The sequence below is a fragment of the Chryseobacterium sp. StRB126 genome, assembly GCF_000829375.1.
Lineage (GTDB): Bacteria > Bacteroidota > Bacteroidia > Flavobacteriales > Weeksellaceae > Chryseobacterium.
The window spans coordinates 4750204-4770918 of sequence record NZ_AP014624.1 but is presented as its reverse complement, the minus strand read 5'-3'; the positions used below and the strand labels follow the sequence as shown (position 1 = coordinate 4770918).

The following is a 20715-nucleotide window of genomic DNA, read 5'->3' as shown; positions in this document are numbered from 1 at the left end:
GGTTCTGACGGTTTTTATTTTTTTACTCCCTCTTCTGATGGCGCCATTTTCCATCAAATGTACCATTAAGGAATTCTCCGTTACCCTTTGCTAAAATAGCGCAGTCAGGAATTTTTTTTGATATATCTAAAAGTCCTTCAAATGTATAATTGTTGTCCCGTATGTTAATGCAGATATTTTCCAGGAAGCAGTAAATTTCTAAATTTTTCAGAGCAACAAATTTTTTCAACCCCTCTTCATTAATTGATGTTTCATGAATTTGCAAGTCGAATAAAAAATCTAATGCTGCCAAATCCGGAATACAGTCGTTGGTAAGCTGTGAATTTTCTTTTAACCTGAGGTATTTTAAATTTTCCAGTTTTTTTAGATGCTTTATACCCTCATTGGTAATTTCAGTGTCCTGTACATCCAAATATTCAATTTTACGGCAATCTGATATATGAGCTAACCCATCATCATTGAGATTTGAACAGGAAAAACTGGCAGAGGTCAGATTAGGAAACTGATTCAGAAGGGGCAGATCATTGATATAGCTGAGTGATTGTTCCCGTTTCAGACAGAAATGTTCACTGTTGATATCATAGTAATGATTTCCTATTTTTATTGAGTTTTCCATTGAATGAATCATTAAGCAGGTTGCATCTCCAAAATTATAATTTAAAATAAGGTTCAATTCACAGCAATATCAATTTATAATCTTAAAAGTTTTATTTTTTACTTTAAAAACGGATTATACTGCTTCTCAAACCCAATGGAAGTAGGATTTCCGTGGCCAGAGAAAACCTGTGTTTCAGGATCCAATACAAACAGTTTTGTCTTAATACCGTCAATTAATTGTTCGTAATTTCCTTTGTAAAGATCTGTTCTTCCAATGCTGCCTTCAAAAAGAACATCTCCTGAGATCATAAACTTTTGATTTTCGTTATGGTAAACTACGCTGCCTGGTGAATGTCCCGGAACATGATAGATGTTGAATTTCTCACCATCCAGATCAAGTTCTTCTCCTTCGTTGATATATACAATATCTACTTTTACGGGATCTACAGGGAATCCGAATCGCATTCCACTTGCCTGAAGCATATCAAGAACTTCCTGATCTTCTTTATGCATATTTACCGGAACTTTGAACGTATCAAATGCCCATTGAAGCCCTAAAACATGGTCAATATGCGCATGGGTTAAAAGAATTTTCTGAATATTCAGTCCGTTTTCTTTGATAAAATTATCAATAGCTTTGGTTTCCTGTTCATTCATATTTCCCGGATCAATTAACCAGGCATTTTTGTTTTCGTTATAAAGTATATAGGTGTTTTCACTCGCAAAGTTGCATACGAAGCCCTGAATCTGAAGCATAATCTGAATATTTTTATTCAAAAATACGATATTATTAAGAAAATGGCTATTTTTCGTTATCTTCGTCATAATGAAAACTTTGCGAATACTCTTACTTTCCCTGGGTGGACTGGTTTATGGACAGAATATCCAAAGCATCCAGCTCTTCAACCCTCAGACGAATGATGAAACGCCGGTCATTAAGTTCGGCGAACAATTGGTTTTGAGTTTTGATGATCTTACCAACGGCAGCGAGATCTACAGATATACCATTAAGCATTATGACAGAAACTGGAATGATGATAACCTGTTCTTTACAGAAATTGCCACGGGCAGTATGAACGGATTATTAGATAAGTTTCAGTATTCTTTCAATACTTTACAGGCGTATACTCATTATAAACTAACTTTTCCCAATGATAAAATACAACCGAAAATATCAGGAAACTTTGAGTTGATCGTTTATAAAGATTCTGCAGACAAACCATTATTCAAAAGACGTTTTTATCTGGTAGAAGATGCTGCTTCCCTTGGTGTTAATGTTTCAAGGATTGCAGATGCCAAGAATCCCAATATCAATCAAAGAGTAGAAATAAAGGCTCTACCGAAAGTGGGTGATCTTTCTTCCAACGTCAACTCCATGAGCTTGAATGTGATGCAGAATAACAATCCGAATATGGTGATTTCTAATCTGAAACCAAGTACGGTTTTGGGCAATCAATTGCTTTTCCAACAGATGAATCTTGTTTTCCCCGGAGACAATGAATTTTATTATTTCGATAATAAGAATATGACTATTGCTGCAGATATGGTTCGTGCAGTAGAAGTAAAAGATGATGCCAATCATACCTATTTACATCCGATATGGGCATTTCCTTTAAACTATCAGTATCAACCTGATGTAAACGGAGCATGGTATTACAGAAGGAATGACCTGGGAAGAGAAAGAGATGCTGAAAGAGAAGCAGATTATTCATGGGTATATTTTTATCTTGAATCAGATCCGGTAGATAAAGAAATTTATATTCTGGGGGGATTTAATAACTTTAAACCCAGCAAAGAAAACCAAATGCAGTATGATGCAGCAACGAAGCAGTATGTTGCCAAATTATTCCTAAAGCAAGGATTTTATAATTATGTTCTGGCAACAAAACAAGGAGATGCACCTTTAGATTTCGGAGAAGTGAATGGTAATTTCTGGCAGACAGAAAATCTTTATCAGGCATTTCTTTACTATGCTCCTTTCGGCCGTAACTATGATGGTTTGATAGGGTATGGGGAATTTAGAACTCCAGTTAGAAAATAAGATTATACCTTTATTTTAAATATTCAAAGGCTGTCTCCATTGAGATAGCCTTATTTTTTTAACAAACCTTCTGAATCAAAATAATTTTACTCAATAAAATGATTTGTATGGTGAAAATAATAATTCAAAAAACATTGATTTTTGCGAATTTAATTCGTGTAAAATTTTCATAATAATAAAATTATTTTTAATTATTTCTCTTTGTTTTAAAATCATTATTATGGTTTGTTTATCGATTTATATTTTCAATTGAATTTTAAATAAATAATATATCATTTTATTGTGAAAAGTTTATATATTCGTTTCACACTTAACAAATATTATTTATGAAAGCAAAATTTATTCTAGCAGCGAGCATTGCAGCCTGCTCATTCGCGTTCGGACAAAATACTCCGTCAAAAGTAATTCCTGGTAAAAGTGGATTACACGCGGAATTCTTGAGATTTGAAAAAGACGGACCTGCTTTTCAGGGAAGTCCTGTTTTATTTGATGAAAAATCTGAGAGACTTTCACCGGGACAAGCCCGTAAATTAGGACTTGAAACCGATAAGCTAGGCTTTGAAACCCATAGATTTCAACAGACCGTAAATGATATTCCCGTAGAGTATGGAGTAATGGCCGTACAGACTAAAGACGGTAAAATTGTTGGGCAATCCGGAAAATGGGTGCTTAAAGTTCCTTCAGGAGTTGAAAAAAAATCCAATATTTCTGAAAAAATTGCCTTACAAAATGCTTTAAATTTTGTAGGAGCTGAACAATATAAATGGCAAAATAAAGAAGAGGAAGACTTTATTAAAAAAGAATCTAAAGATAATAATGCCAGTTTTGTTCCTAAAGGTGAGCTTGTCTACTATTCAGATCCGACAGATGAAACGCTTAAGGACCTGAAGTTAGCTTATAAATTTGATGTTTATGCAGAGAAGCCTCTAAGCAGACAATATGTGTTTGTAGATGCAAAGAATGGAAAAGTTCTGGGAATGGATGCCATCATTCACGAAGTAAATACTCCGGGAGCAGCTACTACCGTTTATAGTGGAAGCAGAAATATAATGGCTGATTCTTATGGTGGAAGTTACAGATTAAGAGAAACAGGAAGAAATGGGGGAACAGCAGTGGAAACCTATAACCTTCAAAAAACAATTAATTTTTCGTCAGCTGTTGATTTTACAGATACCGATAATGTTTGGAATAATGTAAACACCAATAAAGATCAATATGCTACTGATGCTCATTGGGGAGCCGAAATGACATTGGATTACTACTTCACGAAATTCGGAAGAAAAAGTATTGATAACAATCACTTTGCAATAAAATCTTATGTTCATTACGGAAATAATATTTTTAACGCCTATTGGGATGGCTCAAGAATGCTTTATGGTGATGGAAGCTCTACAACAAACGGGGGGAAACCTTTAACAGCCATTGATGTTTGTGGGCATGAAATTACCCACGGGATGACTTCTAAGACTGCAAACCTTGTTTATCAAAGAGAACCGGGAGCATTGAATGAAGGCTTCTCAGACATCTTTGGAAATACCATAGAACGTTGGGCAAGACCTACACAGGCAAGCTGGACATTGGGAGAGGATTTCAGTTATGTTATTCGTGATATGTCAAACCCTAATGCTTACCGTCAGCCGGATACTTATCAAGGAACCTATTGGAAAGTTGCGACTACTTCAGGTTGTGCAAGTCCTAGTCAGGCCAATGATTATTGTGGTGTTCATACCAATTCAGGAGTTTTAAATTTCTGGTATTATTTATTGGTAACAGGAGGAACCGGAACCAACGATAATGGTTTTGCTTATAATGTTTCCGGAATAGGATTGGATAAAGCTGGGGCGATTGCCTACAGAACACTGACGACTTATCTTACTTCTACTTCCACTTATGCGAATGCAAGAACATATTCTTTACAGGCTGCAACAGATCTTTATGGTGCCGGAAGTAATGAAGTAACACAGGTTACCAATGCATGGAATGCAGTAGGAGTGGGCGGAGGAACTTCTGCAGCAGGACTTATTGCCGCAGCTGCTAATGAGTCTCCTTATACTATCAGTCCAAATCCAGCAACAGACAGGTTTACTGTAGTGTTTAATGGGAAAGCAGGTAAAGGAACTGTAGAATTGGTAAATCTAACGGGAAGAAGAGAACTTTCAGAGAAAGTTAATCTTACTGATGGTGCAAATAGAGTAGAAATACAGTTGCCATCCAATATACTTCCTGGAGTTTATATTGTAACCGTAAACGGGCAGAAAGCCGGAAACTTAATTAAAAAATAAACATACTTTAATATATTTCAAGAGAAAGGCCACAGAAATTTTTCTGTGGCCTTTTGTATATTTTGTCTTAATCATTTTATACCAGATAAAAATCATTCAGTTTCTCTTCGCAAAGTGTTTTTACTACTTCAATCCACCGGTCTTCATCATTCAGACACGGGATATAGTTGAAACTTTCTCCACCGCCATGCATGAACTGCTCTTTTCCTTCCTCTGAAATTTCTTCCAGTGTTTCAAGGCAGTCTGATACGAAAGCAGGACAAACCACTACAAGATTTTTAACTCCTTTTTTAGGAATGGTTTCCAGAGTTTCATCCGTGTAAGGTTCAATCCATTTGTCTTTTCCTAATCTGGATTGGAAGGATACAATTACCTTTTCCTTTGGAAGTCCTATTTTAGCGATGACAGCCTCGGTGGTTTTATAACACTGATGTCTATAACAATAGGCATTATGAGTATCTACCTGACTGTTGATACAATTGGCATCATCAATTTTACAAGTGTTGGAAGGATCCGTTTTGTACAAATGTCTTTCCGGAACTCCATGATAAGAAAACTGAAGGGCATCAAAATTTTCAGGAAGTTTTTCCTTAATACTTTCCGCAAGACAGTTAATGTAAATATCCCTGTTATAGAAAGGTTGAATATAATTGATCTTTACTTTTGGAAATTTCTTCTTTCTTACGTCTTCCGCTTTTTCAATAACGGTTTCTGTAGTACTCATTGCATATTGTGGGTACAAAGGAAAGAGAACAATTTCAGAAATCCCCTGATCTACCAGTTTCTGAATTCCGGTTTCAATACTGGGTTCAGCATATCTCATCCCGATTTCTACAGGTACATCTACCAGTTTTTGAAGCTTTTTCTGAATCTTTTCAGTAATGACGACCAACGGTGAACCCTCATCCGTCCATACCGTTTTATAGGCTTCTGCAGATTTGGCAGGTCTTGTTTTCAGAATAATACCCTGAACAAGAAGTGCCCGAAAGATCCAACGGTAATCAATTACCCTTTCGTCCATCAAAAATTCATCGAGATATTCCTTTACATCATTTACAGCCGTAGATCTTGGTGATCCAAGGTTGACCAGTAAAATTCCTTTTTTATTCAATTTTTTTATTTTAATGATGAAACAGATTGTTCAAAATCCGTTACCAATTCTAATACGTTAGCAAAGGTATTATTTTCAACTGAGCCATCAGACTCAAACTTACCCTTTATTGCCTTGATTAAAAGCTGATGTTTATCATCAATGACGGCGCCAAGGGTTTTTAAAATCAATAATAATTCTTCATGACCTTTCTCTCCACTGGCAGATCCTGTAATGAATGCAACCGGTTTGTCCAGAAAGACGTTCGTAGACACACACCATTCCAACAAATTTTTTAATCTGCTCGGAATACTAAAAATATATTCCGGAGTAGAAATAATAACTCCTGCCGAATTATTAATATATTCTCTGATCTTTACAATCTCCTCAGGAGTGTCAACATCAGTTAATGAAGTGTCAAAATGAGGAAGAACCGAAAGATCATCATACATCTGGAAATGAATGTTGGGATTTTTTTCCAATATCAGCTCCATTAGTTTCTGATTACTGGAATTCTTAGTAGCACTTCCAATAATGATGAGTATTTTTTTTGTGGTGGTCATGAAATATTAATTATCCGTTTACAGCTTCCACTCTTTCTACAAGATCAGGAACGAATTGTTTTAAAATATTTTCAATTCCGTTCTTCAAAGTAGCCGTAGAACTTGGGCATCCTGAACAAGCTCCCTGTAAAAGCATTTTAGCTGTTTTGGTGGATTCATCATATTCCATTAGAGAAATTTTCCCACCATCATTTTCCACAGCCGGAGCTACATATTCATTTAGAATGTCAGAAATTTTCTGCTCATCGTCAGTATAATCTCTGTTGATAATCTTTTCTACAGGATTTTCGTGCTTCTGAGGTTCTATTTTAGAAATTTCACCCCCATTTTGAAGATAATCTGCAATAAGAGCACGAACGGTAATCATTACCTCATGCCATTCAACAGAATGGTTCTTTGTAACAGCCACGAAATTATCAGAAATGAAAACCTCTGTTGCAAACTCGAACTCATTGAAGATAGCAGCTGCTAAAGGAACTTCTTCTGCAGCTTCTTTTGATTTTACTTCTACAAATCCTTCCATAAGCAGTTTGCTGGAAACAAACTTCATTACATTAGGGTTTGGAGTCATTTCAGAATAAATCTGATACATTTCTTTTTTCTTCTGAAGATAGATTCTTGGGTTGGCCAGTAATTCGTCTTCAATTACATTTTTCAGGCTTTCAGCAACATGTTCCCATTCAATAGTATCTTGTTTTGCTACAGCTACAAAATTAGCAGTAATGAAAATTCTTTCTACAAACGGATAATTGAAAAGCTCCTGTGCTAAAGGAATTTCTGAAACATCTGAAGTTCTATCCAACTCCAAAGACCCTGGAATCAAGTTGTAATCTGCAACAAATTTCATCACTTTCGGGTTTTCAGTTGGTTCTATAAGTACGGTACGCATTTTTTCGTTAAATTTGAGATACAAAAATACGCATTAGAAGTTAGAAGCTGGAAATTGAGAGTTAGATTTTTGCTATCACTGTAATTTAGAAGTTAGATGCTAAAAATCAGAATGTAGGAAATAATGATTTTCAAAGAAGCTTATTTTCAAATTTTCAAATTAAAACTATGGCACTTGTAAAAGAACTTTTAGGGAAAATACCACAGATTGGAGAGAACACATTCTTAGCTGAAACAGCTACTATTATTGGAGATGTTACTATGGGAAAAGATTGCAGCGTTTGGTATAATGCAGTAATCCGAGGTGATGTTCATTATATTAAAATGGGAGATAAGGTAAACGTTCAGGATAATGCGATGTTACATTGTACTTATCAGAAACACCCACTAAATATCGGAAATAATGTTTCCATTGGCCACAATGCCATTGTTCACGGATGTACCATCAAAGATAATGTACTGATTGGAATGGGAGCTATCGTGATGGATGACTGTCTGGTTGAAGAAAATTCAATTGTAGGAGCAGGTTCCGTAGTCACGCAGGGAACACATATTAAATCCGGAGAAGTCTGGGGTGGAGTTCCTGCTAAAAAGATTAAGGATATCAATGCTCAGTTATTGGAAGGTGAAGTAAACAGAATTGCAGATAATTATGTGAAATATTCATCTTGGTATAAGGAGAATGTGAAAGATTACGAATTGTAGTTTGAAAGGGTATCTCGTGTTTTCAGTATATGCATTTAAAGTTTTTAGTTGAAGAGTGTGTCTCTTATCTCTAATCTTTAAATCTCAAGTCTGAACTCTAGTATATAAAAACAAAAGCTCTGTCTTCCGACGGAGCTTTGTATATCAAGTCTTAGGATTGATTTGATATAGAACCTTTGCTTTATTTTTTTATTTTGAGTCTGGTGTAATCAGTCTTGCCTCTCCTTTGATGCATTTAACATAGGCAGGAGGTGTAATCACCATGCAATCAGACATGATATTATATTTTTCGTTAAAAACCCTTACTCTATCCGTATATTCATTAATTCTTGGAAGAATTGAAGTCTCAATTTTTTTAGGATATGCGATGTATTGCTGAGGTCCGCCACAGGATTTTACTCCCATAGGAGCAAATGTCCAGTCACTGCCATTCGTACACTCTTCCCCTTTAGCTTCAGATTCAATGGAAGCTTTTAGTTTATCCAGCTGTGCCTGATCATATTTTTGGCTGTCTTCATCAACAGGTCTGTAGGCAATATCAATGGGAAGATTGGTGTCAAGGTTCTTCGTAGAATTACAGGAAACAAGGGTTAGTGTAGTACATAATACTATGACCGGAATATGCAGGAAAATTTTTTTCACAATAGACTTTTTTCTTTTTAAGAATTTTCAAAACTTATGCCAAGGTAAGAAAATCAAATTCATTTCCGTATTTTTGACAACGATGAACAATCATTTTTTTGACTTAATAGAGTACACCAATAGAAGTGTTTTTCTGACTGGGAAAGCCGGAACGGGAAAAACAACGTTTCTTAATGATTTTGTAAGACGAACAAAGAAAAAGCATATTGTTATTGCTCCCACCGGGATCGCAGCAATTAATGCGGGTGGGGTAACCATCCACTCTATGTTTGGATTACCCTTGCGAACTTTTCTGCCTACAACGGAAAGGATAGATACCAGTTTGGCGAATAATATTGCCGATCTGATGCCGCATTTCAAATACCGTAAAGATAAACTCAAGCTTTTAAGAGAGGTTGAGATCATTATTATCGATGAGGTTTCCATGTTAAGGGCGGATGTTCTGGACATGATGGACTTTTCTTTAAGGTTTATCAGAAGAAATAATCAACGATTTGGAGGTGTTCAGATGCTGTTTATTGGGGATTTATTCCAGCTGCCACCAGTGGTAAGAGATGAACATATTCTGAAAATGTATTATGATTCTCCTTTCTTTTTCGACAGTCATGCGATTAAAGATATTCCGATTGTGACGATTGAGCTTACAAAGGTTTACAGACAATCTGATGAAGAATTTCTGGAAATATTGAATGCAATCCGTGATGGTGATGTAGCAAATATAGATTTTGACCACCTGAACAAAAGATACGATCCGGATTTTGATATGGGGAAAGAATCTTACGTTTACCTGTGTTCTCACAATAAGATGGCGGATGAGATCAATCAGGAAAAACTGAAGGAGATAAAAGTTGATCCCAAAACCTACGAGGCAAAATTAGTTGGGGATTTTAAAGAAAATCAATTTCCTAATGACCAGTTTTTAGAGCTGAAAATAGGGGCTCAGATCATGTTTATCAGAAATGATATTTCGGGAGAGAAGAAATACTTCAATGGAAAACTTGGAGAGATTATCGGATTGGATGAAGATGAAATCCGTGTAGTTCTGGATGAAAGTGAAAGAGAGATTACCGTAAAAAAAGAAACCTGGGAGCAGAAAAAATATTTTCTGGATACGGATAAAACAATTAAAGAAGAAGTACTGGGAAGCTTTGAGCAGTTTCCGATCAAGTTAGCCTGGGCTGTTACGATTCATAAAAGTCAGGGCCTTACTTTTGATAAAGTGATTATTGATGCGGGGAAAAGTTTTACGGCTGGCCAGGTATATGTAGCTTTATCACGTTGTAGAACGTTAGAAGGAATTGTTTTAAAATCAAAAATTACCCCTGAAGTTATTTTTAAAGACAACCGAATTCTGCATTTCCATAGTAATACGGTTGCCAATGACCATGTGGAAGCCATTCTGAATCAGGAAAAATATGATTACAGTATCAGAAAAGTACTTCGTACAGTTGATTGTATATGGTTTTTAAATGAAGTAGAGGAGTGGAATAAACTGTCTGCTGTGACTAAAAATATAGACCGTGCTAAAGCCAATCAGCTTTATCTCCAGTTGAAACATGAAGCCACCAATCTTGGGAAAATCTTTGAAAAGCTGGAACGTATTATCTTTCAAAAGGTAAATAACTTCATTGAACAGAAAGAACAATGGTCTGAAATTGAAAGTAAATCAAAAGGAGCGGTTAATTTCTTCTTTACCGAAACCAGAAATAAAATTTTTGATCCGTTGAAAGAATTCTATGCTGAAATTAAAGGAGCGAAAGGGCTGAAGCAATACAATGAAGAAGTAAAAAGCTGGCTGGAAGATATTGAAGAGTATCTAAATAGTTTAAAGGATATTCACCTACTTGAAACAAGACTTCTGGATGAAAAAAATGACAAAGAGGTTAGCATGAGGATTGCTAAAGTTCCTTCACAGGTTCTGACCTTTCAACTTTTTGAGCAGGGAAAAACCATTGGTGAAATTGCATTGGAAAGAGGACTGGTAAAAGAAACTGTCATTGGCCACCTTGCCAAGTTTGCAGAACAGGGATTGCTGGATATTTCAAGAGTGATTACTTCAGATAAAATCAAAGCATTTGAAGATGAGTTTTATAAAAAACCACATGAGACCTTAACAGAGTGGAAGAATGCTTTACCCAATCATTTTGAATTTAATGAAATCAGAATCCTGATCAACCATTATAACTATAAAAAAGAAAAGAATTCCTAGGGAATTCTTTTCTTTTTTATATACATTACCAGGACTTTGAGATGAAAACTCTAAGGATACATCGCATTGATGGTGTTGATGTCTCCTGTAGTAAATCCAGTTCTGTTATAAGTGAAATTGGTATTGTCTGCTCGCTTTATAGTTGGCTGGCCATTTTTGGAATAAGAGTTTGGCCAATACATCATCACAGAATTGATATTAAAAGGTCCTGTATCTGTTCCGGAATTATAGATATATTTTTTATTTAATAGTAATCAAAGTAATGGAATATCAATTCAATTCCAATAGTTTTTCTCTGAACTCACCAATAGATCCTATTAATTACAAAAAGTAACTAATGCAGTTCAGATGTTTTAAATTTGTATGGTTTTAATTCGATTTAGAAAAAGGAGATTTTATATCACCTTTAAAAAATAACATCTCAATATGAAAAATTTTGAAATTTCTGTTTTAGACCTTGCACCAGTAAAGCAAGGGAAAAGCATTCATGATACTTTTCAGGACAGTTTGTCTTTAGCCAATCACGCAGAAGGTTTAAATTATAAAAGATTCTGGCTGGCTGAACACCACAATATGGAAAGCATTGCCAGTTCTGCAACCGCTGTTTTAATTGGTTTCATAGCCAACGGAACAAAAAAGATCAGAGTAGGCTCAGGAGGGATTATGCTTCCTAACCATAGTTCTCTAATTATTGCAGAACAATTCGGAACCTTGGAGTCTCTTTTCCCGGGAAGAATAGACCTTGGATTGGGCAGAGCTCCCGGAACAGATGGCTTAACGGCTCAGGCTTTGGGAAGAAATCCGGCGATTATCAATGAGCAGTTTCCAAGACAGATTCTGGAACTTCAGAGATATTTTTCCAAGGAAAATGCTGATGCAATGGTTCGTGCTATTCCTGGAGAAGGTTTGGATATTCCGCTTTATATTTTAGGATCGAGTACAGATAGCGCATGGCTGGCTGCCGAACTTGGATTGCCATATGCTTTTGCCGGACATTTTGCACCGGAACAGATGGAAATGGCTTTTAAAATTTACAGAGAACATTTTCAACCTTCAGCATATTCGGATAAGCCTTATATTATTGCTTGCGTAAATGGAGTAGCAGCAGAAACATCCGAAGAAGCCCATAGAATTTCTACTACTTTATTTCAGGCATTCATCAATATTATAAGAAACGACAGAAAGCCCTTTGCCCCACCGGTAGATGATATGGATGAAATCTGGTCACCTATGGAGAAATCTATGGTTTTACAGAAGCTGAGATATACATTTATAGGAGATCAGGCAGAAATTCAGGAGAAGATTAAAGACTTTCAGGAAAGGTTCAACGTAGATGAACTAATGATTAACTCTCATATTTATGATCATCAGAAAAGATTAAGATCTTATGAGATTATCAGAGAAGCGGTGAACTCCTTATCCAAAGCGTAATAAACCACTGATATAAATTGGCAGATGCTTATTTTTATGAGTATCTTTGCACACAAATAAAAAGTAAAAATGTCTGATATTAAATTAAATACTATTCCGGAGGCCATTGAAGACCTTAGAAATGGGAAAATAATCATAGTAGTAGATGATGAAGACAGAGAGAATGAAGGAGATTTTCTTTGTGCAGCAGAATTAACAACACCAGAAATTATCAACTTCATGGCGCTTCACGGAAGAGGGCTTATCTGTATGCCGCTTCCTGAAAAAAGATGTGATGAACTAGGCCTTGAAGTAATGGTAAGCAGAAGCAGCGATCCTAAAGAAACTGCTTTTACCGTATCTGTTGACCTTTTAGGAAACGGAACTTCTACAGGGATTTCTGCAGGAGACAGAGCTAAAACAATTTTAGCTTTAATGGATGAAAAATCCAAGCCTACGGATTTCATGAGACCAGGACATATTTTCCCGCTTCGTGCTAGAAAAGGTGGAGTATTGAAAAGAGCAGGACATACTGAGGCTGCCATTGATCTTACGCACTTAGCAGGATTGAAAGAAGGAGGTGTTATCTGTGAAATCATGAACGAAGACGGAACTATGTCCCGTTTACCTGAACTTCATGCATTTGCTCAAAAGCACGATATGAAGATTGTTTCTATTGAAGATTTGATCCACTATCAGCTTAAAAAAGGAAATCTTGTAGAAAGATTGGAAGAAAAAAAAGTGAAAACACATTATGGAGAGTTTGACTTTTATGCATTCAGAGAGACTTCTAACGATCAGATCCATTTTGCATTGACAAAAGGAGCATGGACAGTAGATGAGCCGGTTTTGGTAAGAGTACAGTCTTCTGATTCTTATTTTGATGTATTAACAAGATTAAACAATGGTGAAAAACCTTTATTGGAAAAAGTAACTAATATGGTGAACGAAGCCGGAAAAGGAGCGATTATCTTCATCAACAACGTTTCCAATTCTGAAAATACATTAAGAAAACTTCAGCAGTTCCTGAACTATCAGGACGGCCAGGAGCAGCATCCTACTTTAGCGTACAACTACAGAGATTATGGTATTGGAACGCAGATCTTAAAAAATTTAGGAATCAATAAATTTAAAGTCATCACTCAAAACCCTAATATCAAACCTCAGGTTGGAGGATATGATGTAGAAGTTACTGAGCTGGTACAATTATAATAGTGAATGGTTTAAAGTGAATTTTTTTTTACTTTGAATGATTGTTTATAAAATGAAATAAAAGGTTTAGGATTTTTCTAAACCTTTTTTTATTTTTAAGCCATGACCGAGTCTTTACAAAAACATATCAGGGAGTATGTTGATATTTCAGATGAAAAGCTGGAAAGATACTGTAGTGCTTTTATCCATCGAAAAATAAAGAAGAAAGAATTTTTATTAGTGAAAGGAAGTATCTGTGATTTCGAAGGATTTGTGGTGAGTGGCTGCTTTAAGGTTTTTCATACGGATAAAAATGCGGCTGAACAAATTCTCTATTTTGCCATTGAAAACTGGTGGATCTCCGATATAGACAGCTTTATCAACAGAATTCCTTCCCAACTTACCATTCAGGCACTCGAAGACAGTGAAATTCTTTTGATTTCAAAAAAAGATAAAGAACAATTGTGCCTGGAAATGCCGGAAGTGGAAAGACTAATGAGACTCAAATTTCAGAGCTCAATTATTGCGTTGCAACGTAGAATTATTGATAATTTAAGCAAATCTTCGGAAGAACGTTATATTGAATTCTTAAAGAAGTATCCTCAAATTGCTCATCGTCTTACCAATATTCAGGTTGCAGCTTATTTGGGAGTAACTCCTGAGTCTCTAAGCAGAGTTCGTAAAAAAATGGTGAAGAAAATTTAATGGGGACAATAGTTTCCTGTCTAACAATAGCCTTATTTAAAAAGAAAGCAACAAAAAAAGTCACAACAAAAAGATCTGTTGTGACTTTTTTTATGGTTAAAATCCAGTTGTATACTGAATTATAAAGTTATTTCATCAAAGTTTCTGAAACCATTCAGAAAGTCCTTTACGCTCATTCTTTTCTTACCTTCCAACTGAAGTTCCTGTGGGAAATACGCTCCATCCTGAGTGTAAATTTTGAATTCATTTTTTGAAATTTCCAAAGTCCCCGCTGGTTTACCGTGATTGGAGATTTCAAATTTTCCACTAAATATTTTTAATCCTTTTTCTTCTGCTCCAATTTTTAAAACGGTGAAGGCTGCGGGATAAGGCGACATTCCCAGAATGAACTGATGTATTGTTTTGGATGGCGCTATCCAGTTAATTCTGGTATCTTCTTTAAATATTTTATACGCGTTTTTTGGGTGTTCTACCTGTAGCTGAGGTTTTTCTTCAATAGTATTTTCAGCCAATCCATCCAATGTTCTTACTACTAATTTTGAACCCATTTCCATCAGCCTGTCATGAAGGCCACCTGCATTTTCATCAGGTAAGATTCCAAGTTCCTCCTGAAGAAGAATATTTCCTTCATCAATTTTTTCATTAATAAAGAAAGTTGTAGCTCCTGTTTTTTCTTCGCCATTAATAACTGCGTAGTTGATGGGAGCAGCCCCTCTATAATCAGGAAGAAGAGATGCATGAAGGTTGAAGGTGCCCATTTTCGGCATCTCAAAAAGAATTTTCGGCATCATTCTGAAGGCTACCACTACAAAAACATCTGCATCCAGGTTTCTAAGTTCCTCTAAAAATTCTGGGTTTCTTAATTTTTCAGGTTGAAAAACAGGAATATTATTTTCTGAAGCATATACTTTTACAGGTGATTGGTTGATTTTCTGACCACGTCCGCTTGCTTTATCTGCAACCGTTACCACCCCTACAACCTGATGATGAGATTGATGAATAGCCTCCAAAGAAGTTTTTGCAAACTCAGGAGTACCTAAAAAAACGACTTTCAATGATTTCATACTGCAAAGATAAGTTTTTGATCCGAGAGTCAGAGGGAGTTTAAGTCTGGAGAGTGGGAGAATTTTTAGAGATAGGATGATTTAATAATGATTACATTATACCTTCTTTCCAGACTATGTTTATTATTGCCCATTACTCATGATTAAGTGCATACGTCCTAAAATTCAGCATTTTTACTTTTCCGGAGTCCAATAGAAAAATTAAATTTTCCAGAATGCTTTCCTTGGAATGATAACTTAGCTGTACAGAAAGTTCTTCAATGGTTGCTGATTTTTTTGTTAATAAGTTGATAATCTGCTGGGAAATATTTTTTCCGAAAATAGATTGTTTATTCTTTTCACATACAGAACACTGGCCACAGTTTTTTGAATTTTTTTCGCCGAAATAAGCCAGAATAAGTTTCATTTTGCAATAATCCTTATCTTCTACATAGAATTTAATTTCTTCCCATTTTTGAATCTTGTTTCGTTGGATGTGTTCAAAAAGCTTCCAATAAGCGCTACTAACAGCTCTTTCATCACGGGGCTTCAGAAATTTAATACTGGATAATGCTCCGTCTATGTATTCAAGATAATTTTTCTTTTGAAGTTCTTTTAAACGTTCTTTAATTAATGGAATGCTTATCTGAATTTTATTGCTGACCTGTAGCTCACTGAACATTACTTTATGTGTAGTGATTCCGGACATGGTACGGAGTAGAAGTTCTATGAAATAGGCATCTTTTTGTGGCAGCTGATCTATTTCATCAGATTTAATAAAAAGTTCCAAAGATGATAGGCTCTTATTGTCATTGTAATAAACGATTTCCTGGTTATGCAGGAAATTAAGGACATTATTAATCTTGGCTTTTGATAATCTGGTGAAATTTTGGATTCCCACGGTATTCAACTGAAATGTTTTCTCAGGTAATTCAAATTCTGCTACCTGAAAAATAGAATAGAGGTAACTGATGATCTTTAAAAATTCTGCTTTGTTGGGAATTTGGTTTTTGAGAATTTGATCGAAGTTCAAAAGCTCCTGTTTATTCCACAGCATAAATGCAAAACTTTCCTTGCCATCTCTTCCTGCCCTTCCTATTTCCTGATAATAATTTTCAAGTGAAGCAGCAGGCGAGTAGTGGAGTACAAAACGCACATTATCTTTGTCAATACCCATTCCAAAGGCATTGGTGGAAATTAGGACCTGATTGTCACTATTGTTCCAGGTATTTTGTCTTGTGTTTTTTTCCTTTGTTGTTAAACCGGCGTGATAATAATCTACATTTTTCAGTTGATTTTTCTTTAAGAATTCTGAAAGCAATTCAGCTTCTTTTCTGGTTCTTACATATACAATCCCGGAATCTGTATTGTATTTTAAAATATCCAGAACACGTTGGAATTTATCGGAAACTTCTTCTGTAAAGATTTTGATATTATCCCTTTTAAAACTTTTCTGGAATACAGCAGGATTTCTTAGTTCAAGCTTATTCTTGATCTCTTTCAGAACCTTTGGCGTTGCTGTGGCCGTAAGTGCCAGACACGGGATTTCAGGATTGTTACTTCTGAATCCTTTGATATTCTGATAACTTGGACGAAAATCCTGTCCCCATTCAGAAATACAATGAGCCTCATCAACGGCAATAAATGATAGCTGAATTTCTTCGATGTTCTGAAGAAACTGAGTATTAGTTAATCTTTCCGGAGATACATAAAGCAGTTTGGTAAGCCCTTCTTTACAGCGGCTGTAAATAGTTTCTGCATCATATTCATCTAATTCGGACGACAGGTATTCTGCTTCTATACCGCGGAATTTAAGTTGATTTACTTGGTCTTTCATTAAAGCTAGTAGTGGTGAAATGACCAGACAGGTTCCTTCTTTCAATAAAGCGGGAAGCTGATAACACAATGATTTTCCGGCACCTGTAGGGAGCAGTACCAGCGTATCTTTTTCATTGATAACCGCATTGATAATTTCTTCTTGAGAATCCCTGAAGTCGGTGTAGCCCCAGAAATACTTAAGAGTATCATATTTTAGCTTTTGAAAATCCTGTGGAGAAATCATGTTGTAAAAATAAGGAAAGTATTAGGACAAAAAAAGCCACGCAATGCGTGACTTTTATATAATAAATTAATATGTTTATTATTTAGCTTCGAAGTATACTCTTCTGTTGGCTCTGTTTTTCCACTCAGGGCACTTCGTTGCTGGTTCGCATTCAGGATATTTAAGGTCTTTTTCACCTTTACCTATAGCGTTTAATTTACCAGATTGAACTCCGTTTTTGAGTAGATAACTCTTAACGTTGTTTGCTCTTCTTTGAGATAATTTTTGGTTGTAAGCATCAGTACCTCTTGTGTCGGTAGCACCTATAACATTGTAAGCACCGTTTGAAGAATTGATGTAGTTTACAGCGTTATTTAGGATAGGAGTGTTTGAAGGTAAAATTCTGTCAGAATTTAAATCAAACTCAATTCCTTCTAATTTAGTTTCTGTTTCTACTACCGGTCCTGTAGTGGTAGTTGGACAACCGTTGTTTTCCACAGGTCCAGGAACTGTTACACACTTATCGTAAAGGTCGATAACACCATCTAAGTCTGTGTCAAGAGCAACACCGGCACCGTCCACTCTTGCTCCTGCAGGAGTATCAAGCTGTCTGTCCCAATCGTCACATACTCCGTCGTTATCAGCATCACCTTTTTTACATACTTCGATATCCTGATTTTTGTTAGCCAAAACATCTAGTTTGTAATAGATTTCCTGAAGCGGGTCATGCCACATCAAGTGAGATTCGTGTTTTCCTAATTTTACAGAAAGACCTAAAGTTGCGTTGAAGAAGTTATCAGAAACCTGCTCTGAACGTTTGTTGATGTCGCTGTATGCCATACCTCCACCATCGAATTCATCATCACCGGTAACTACATACATTAATCTACCTTCAAGGTCGATTCTTCTGTTTATTTTGAATTTAAGACCTGCACCAGCCTGCATAAACATTGACCCTAACTGGAATGGTTTAATTTCAGTGGCTAATGTTTGTCCCTTACTTGTTTTCTGATAAGCTCTGTAGGCAATGGTACCAATACCTGCATATCCGTGAAGAGCCCATCTGTAAGGAGAGTGGTTATCAACTCTTCTCAAAAGGTTAGAGAAGTTGATATCTCCTAAAAGGGAGATTGCGTCATACTGAGTTCTAGCTCCTACCGCAGCAGCGTCAGGGGCAGCGTCTTTGGTATTGAACCATCCTTGTCTTGTTTCACCTCTGTCATATTGTAAGTTGATCCCGAATGCATGGGTAATCGCTTTATCAATACTTACATAAGCTGAGTATCCAAAAAGATTCTTACCATTACCATTTTTGATAGAGGTTAAATCTGCTGATTGAAGTAGTGGAACTCCAACCCCCGCAGAAATAGACCAGTCGTTAAATCTTTTTGACTGGTTGGTAAATGGGGAAACGTTGGCAGACCCAGACGAGAACGTATTGGGATACTCTCCTTTTGAAACTGCCGTTGAGTCTTGTGCATAGCTGGCTGTAGGAATCGCCAATGCTAAAGCAGCAATTGCTAAACTTAATTTCATAGTGTTATTTTTTTTAGTTAAGTTATTTTAAATGATTTTTTACGCTAAAAAGTGATTTTTATATTATTTTTTTCAAAACAATAATAAATATATCTTAATGATTCTGTACTTATTGCCCGGAAAATGATATAAAGGTATGTAAAAAAAGTCGTAATAGAAAAAAAATAAACCGAAAAGAACAATTCTTTTCGGTTTATGTATTGTATAAGAAATTACTTTTTCTTTTTCTTAGCCGGAGCTTTTTTCACTGGTTTTTTTACAGGAGCATCTTCATAGTCTTTCTTTTTAATAGAATTCCATTCTGAGCTTTCTATAAATCTTACCGTAACTTTTCTGTCTGCTAATCTTTCAGCATCTGAAGCTGAAGCTGGGATTGTAGCTTCTGCAGAACCTACGCCTTTTGATTTTAGCACACTTTCATTAACACCTCTGTTTTCCAGAGCCCCTACTACAGCAGCAGCTCTTTCTTTAGATAATCTTAGGTTGTATGCTGCATTTCCTTTAATATCAGTATGACCTGTTAGTAAGTAGTTTCCTCCGTTCTCTTTGATAATTGAAGCCGCAAGGTCTAATTTACTGTTAGATTCTGGTCTGATGGTAGCTTTGTTAAAATTAAAGTAGATATCCTTAAGGGTTCTTTCTACTTCTACAGCAGTTTGATTATTGTCTTTTTTTACAGGACAACCGTGGTTTTCCACAGGTCCAGGAACTGTTACACACTTATCGTAAAGGTCAATAACACCATCTAAGTCTGTGTCAAGAGCAACACCGGCACCGTCCACTCTTGCTCCTGCAGGAGTGTCAAGCTGTCTGTCCCAATCGTCACATACTCCGTCGTTATCAGCATCACCTTTTTTACATACTTCAATATCCTGATTTTTATTAGCCAAAACATCTAGTTTGTAATAGATTTCCTGAAGCGGGTCATGCCACATCAAGTGAGATTCGTGCTTTCCTAACTTGAAAGAAAGACCTAGAGTTGCGTTGAAGAAGTTATCAGAAACCTGCTCTGAACGTTTGTTGATGTCGCTGTATGCCATACCTCCACCATCGAATTCATCATCACCGGTAACTACATACATTAATCTACCTTCAAGGTCGATTCTTCTGTTTATTTTGAATTTAAGACCTGCACCAGCCTGCATAAACATTGACCCTAACTGGAATGGTTTAATTTCAGTGGCTAATGTTTGTCCCTTACTTGTTTTCTGATAAGCTCTGTAGGCAATGGTACCAATACCTGCATATCCGTGAAGAGCCCATCTGTAAGGAGAGTGGTTATCAACTCTTCTCAAAAGGTTAGAGAAGTTGATATCTCCTAAAAGGGAGATTGCGTCATACTGAGTTCTAGCTCCTACCGCAGCAGCGTCAGGGGCAGCGTCTTTAGTATTGAACCATCCTTGTCTTGTTTCACCTCTGTCATATTGTAAGTTGATCCCGAATGCATGGGTAATCGCTTTATCAATACTTACATAAGCTGAGTATCCAAAAAGGTTCTTACCATTACCATTTTTGATAGAAGTTAAATCCGCTGATTGAAGTAGCGGAACTCCAGCTCCTACTGAAATAGACCAGTCGTTAAATCTTTTTGACTGATTGGTGAATGGAGAAACATTGGCAGAACCGGATGAAAAAGTATTAGGATACTTTCCGTCTGTTGCTGCTGCTGAATCTTGTGCATAGCTGGCTGTAGGGATTGCCAATGCTAAAGCAACGATTGCTAAACTTAATTTCATCGTGTATTATTTATTTTAATTTTTTTGAAAAAACTT

Annotated in this window: 18 protein-coding genes; 7 read left to right on the top strand and 11 right to left on the bottom strand. The window is 36.1% G+C overall.

The window, feature by feature from the left end:
- Nucleotides 1-22: 22 nt before the first annotated feature.
- Together CHSO_RS25725 and CHSO_RS21560 are read right to left on the bottom strand one after the other, a co-directional pair.
- Complete coding sequence (locus CHSO_RS25725; protein WP_144429005.1) at nt 23-412, bottom strand: hypothetical protein; 390 nt, start codon at nt 410-412, stop codon at nt 23-25.
- Between the two features lie 302 nt (nt 413-714).
- Nucleotides 715-1353, bottom strand: a complete 639-nt coding sequence (locus tag CHSO_RS21560; RefSeq protein WP_045503125.1) for an MBL fold metallo-hydrolase — start codon at nt 1351-1353, stop codon at nt 715-717.
- 70 nt (nt 1354-1423) lie between these two features.
- Between CHSO_RS21560 and CHSO_RS21555 the strand changes: the two genes are divergently transcribed.
- Nucleotides 1424-2638 carry a type IX secretion system plug protein domain-containing protein gene (locus CHSO_RS21555; protein WP_045500741.1) on the top strand — a complete coding sequence of 405 codons (1215 nt, stop codon included), beginning with the start codon at nt 1424-1426 and terminating at the stop codon, nt 2636-2638.
- 326 nt (nt 2639-2964) lie between these two features.
- The gene (locus CHSO_RS21550) at nt 2965-4920 is read left to right on the top strand and encodes a M4 family metallopeptidase (RefSeq protein ID WP_052480683.1); all 1956 of its coding nucleotides are present in this window, start codon (nt 2965-2967) and stop codon (nt 4918-4920) included.
- 76 nt (nt 4921-4996) lie between these two features.
- On the opposite strand, the gene hemH is transcribed toward CHSO_RS21550, so the two are convergent.
- From hemH to CHSO_RS21535, 3 genes are read right to left on the bottom strand one after another with little or no spacing between them, the layout of a single operon-like run.
- Nucleotides 4997-6031: a ferrochelatase gene (gene hemH, locus CHSO_RS21545; RefSeq protein ID WP_045500739.1), complete on the bottom strand. Its 1035-nt coding sequence runs from the start codon at nt 6029-6031 to the stop codon at nt 4997-4999.
- A gap of 5 nt (nt 6032-6036) precedes the next feature.
- A complete protein-coding gene (locus CHSO_RS21540) occupies nt 6037-6573 on the bottom strand; it encodes an NADPH-dependent FMN reductase (RefSeq protein ID WP_045500737.1) in 537 nt (178 codons plus the stop codon).
- Nucleotides 6574-6583: 10 nt separating this feature from the next.
- Nucleotides 6584-7462 carry an iron-sulfur cluster biogenesis protein NfuA gene (locus tag CHSO_RS21535; protein WP_045500735.1) on the bottom strand — a complete coding sequence of 293 codons (879 nt, stop codon included), beginning with the start codon at nt 7460-7462 and terminating at the stop codon, nt 6584-6586.
- Between the two features lie 167 nt (nt 7463-7629).
- Between CHSO_RS21535 and CHSO_RS21530 the strand changes: the two genes are divergently transcribed.
- Complete coding sequence (locus CHSO_RS21530; RefSeq protein ID WP_045500733.1) at nt 7630-8166, top strand: gamma carbonic anhydrase family protein; 537 nt, start codon at nt 7630-7632, stop codon at nt 8164-8166.
- 189 nt (nt 8167-8355) lie between these two features.
- Here CHSO_RS21530 and CHSO_RS21525 read toward each other — a convergent pair whose 3' ends face one another.
- The gene (locus tag CHSO_RS21525; protein ID WP_045500731.1) at nt 8356-8808 is read right to left on the bottom strand and encodes a hypothetical protein; all 453 of its coding nucleotides are present in this window, start codon (nt 8806-8808) and stop codon (nt 8356-8358) included.
- A gap of 82 nt (nt 8809-8890) precedes the next feature.
- Here CHSO_RS21525 and CHSO_RS21520 point away from each other — a divergent pair, with 82 nt between their 5' ends.
- Nucleotides 8891-11017 (top strand): helix-turn-helix domain-containing protein, encoded by a 2127-nt coding sequence (locus CHSO_RS21520; protein ID WP_045500730.1) that lies wholly within the window; start codon nt 8891-8893, stop codon nt 11015-11017.
- Nucleotides 11018-11067: 50 nt separating this feature from the next.
- Here CHSO_RS21520 and CHSO_RS25720 read toward each other — a convergent pair whose 3' ends face one another.
- Nucleotides 11068-11250, bottom strand: coding sequence for a M12 family metallopeptidase (locus CHSO_RS25720; protein WP_262483780.1), 183 nt, complete (start codon nt 11248-11250; stop codon nt 11068-11070).
- Between the two features lie 193 nt (nt 11251-11443).
- Here CHSO_RS25720 and CHSO_RS21515 point away from each other — a divergent pair, with 193 nt between their 5' ends.
- The 3 genes from CHSO_RS21515 (at nt 11444) to CHSO_RS21505 (ending at nt 14323) form a co-directional block, all read left to right on the top strand.
- Nucleotides 11444-12448: an LLM class flavin-dependent oxidoreductase gene (locus tag CHSO_RS21515; RefSeq protein ID WP_045500728.1), complete on the top strand. Its 1005-nt coding sequence runs from the start codon at nt 11444-11446 to the stop codon at nt 12446-12448.
- Between the two features lie 69 nt (nt 12449-12517).
- Entirely contained in the window at nt 12518-13639 is a 1122-nt protein-coding gene (gene ribB / locus CHSO_RS21510; RefSeq protein ID WP_045500726.1) for a 3,4-dihydroxy-2-butanone-4-phosphate synthase, read from the top strand.
- 102 nt (nt 13640-13741) lie between these two features.
- Nucleotides 13742-14323, top strand: a complete 582-nt coding sequence (locus tag CHSO_RS21505) for a Crp/Fnr family transcriptional regulator (protein WP_045500725.1) — start codon at nt 13742-13744, stop codon at nt 14321-14323.
- 119 nt (nt 14324-14442) lie between these two features.
- Here CHSO_RS21505 and fmt read toward each other — a convergent pair whose 3' ends face one another.
- The 4 genes from fmt to CHSO_RS21485 all read right to left on the bottom strand — a co-directional run bounded on the left by fmt (nt 14443) and on the right by CHSO_RS21485 (nt 20679).
- The gene (gene fmt, locus CHSO_RS21500) at nt 14443-15387 is read right to left on the bottom strand and encodes a methionyl-tRNA formyltransferase (protein WP_045500723.1); all 945 of its coding nucleotides are present in this window, start codon (nt 15385-15387) and stop codon (nt 14443-14445) included.
- A gap of 133 nt (nt 15388-15520) precedes the next feature.
- A complete protein-coding gene (locus CHSO_RS21495) occupies nt 15521-17428 on the bottom strand; it encodes an ATP-dependent DNA helicase RecQ (RefSeq protein ID WP_045500721.1) in 1908 nt (635 codons plus the stop codon).
- A gap of 78 nt (nt 17429-17506) precedes the next feature.
- Nucleotides 17507-18943 (bottom strand): OmpA family protein, encoded by a 1437-nt coding sequence (locus CHSO_RS21490; protein ID WP_045500719.1) that lies wholly within the window; start codon nt 18941-18943, stop codon nt 17507-17509.
- 212 nt (nt 18944-19155) lie between these two features.
- Entirely contained in the window at nt 19156-20679 is a 1524-nt protein-coding gene (locus tag CHSO_RS21485; protein ID WP_045500717.1) for an OmpA family protein, read from the bottom strand.
- Between the last annotated feature and the right edge of the window lie 36 nt (nt 20680-20715).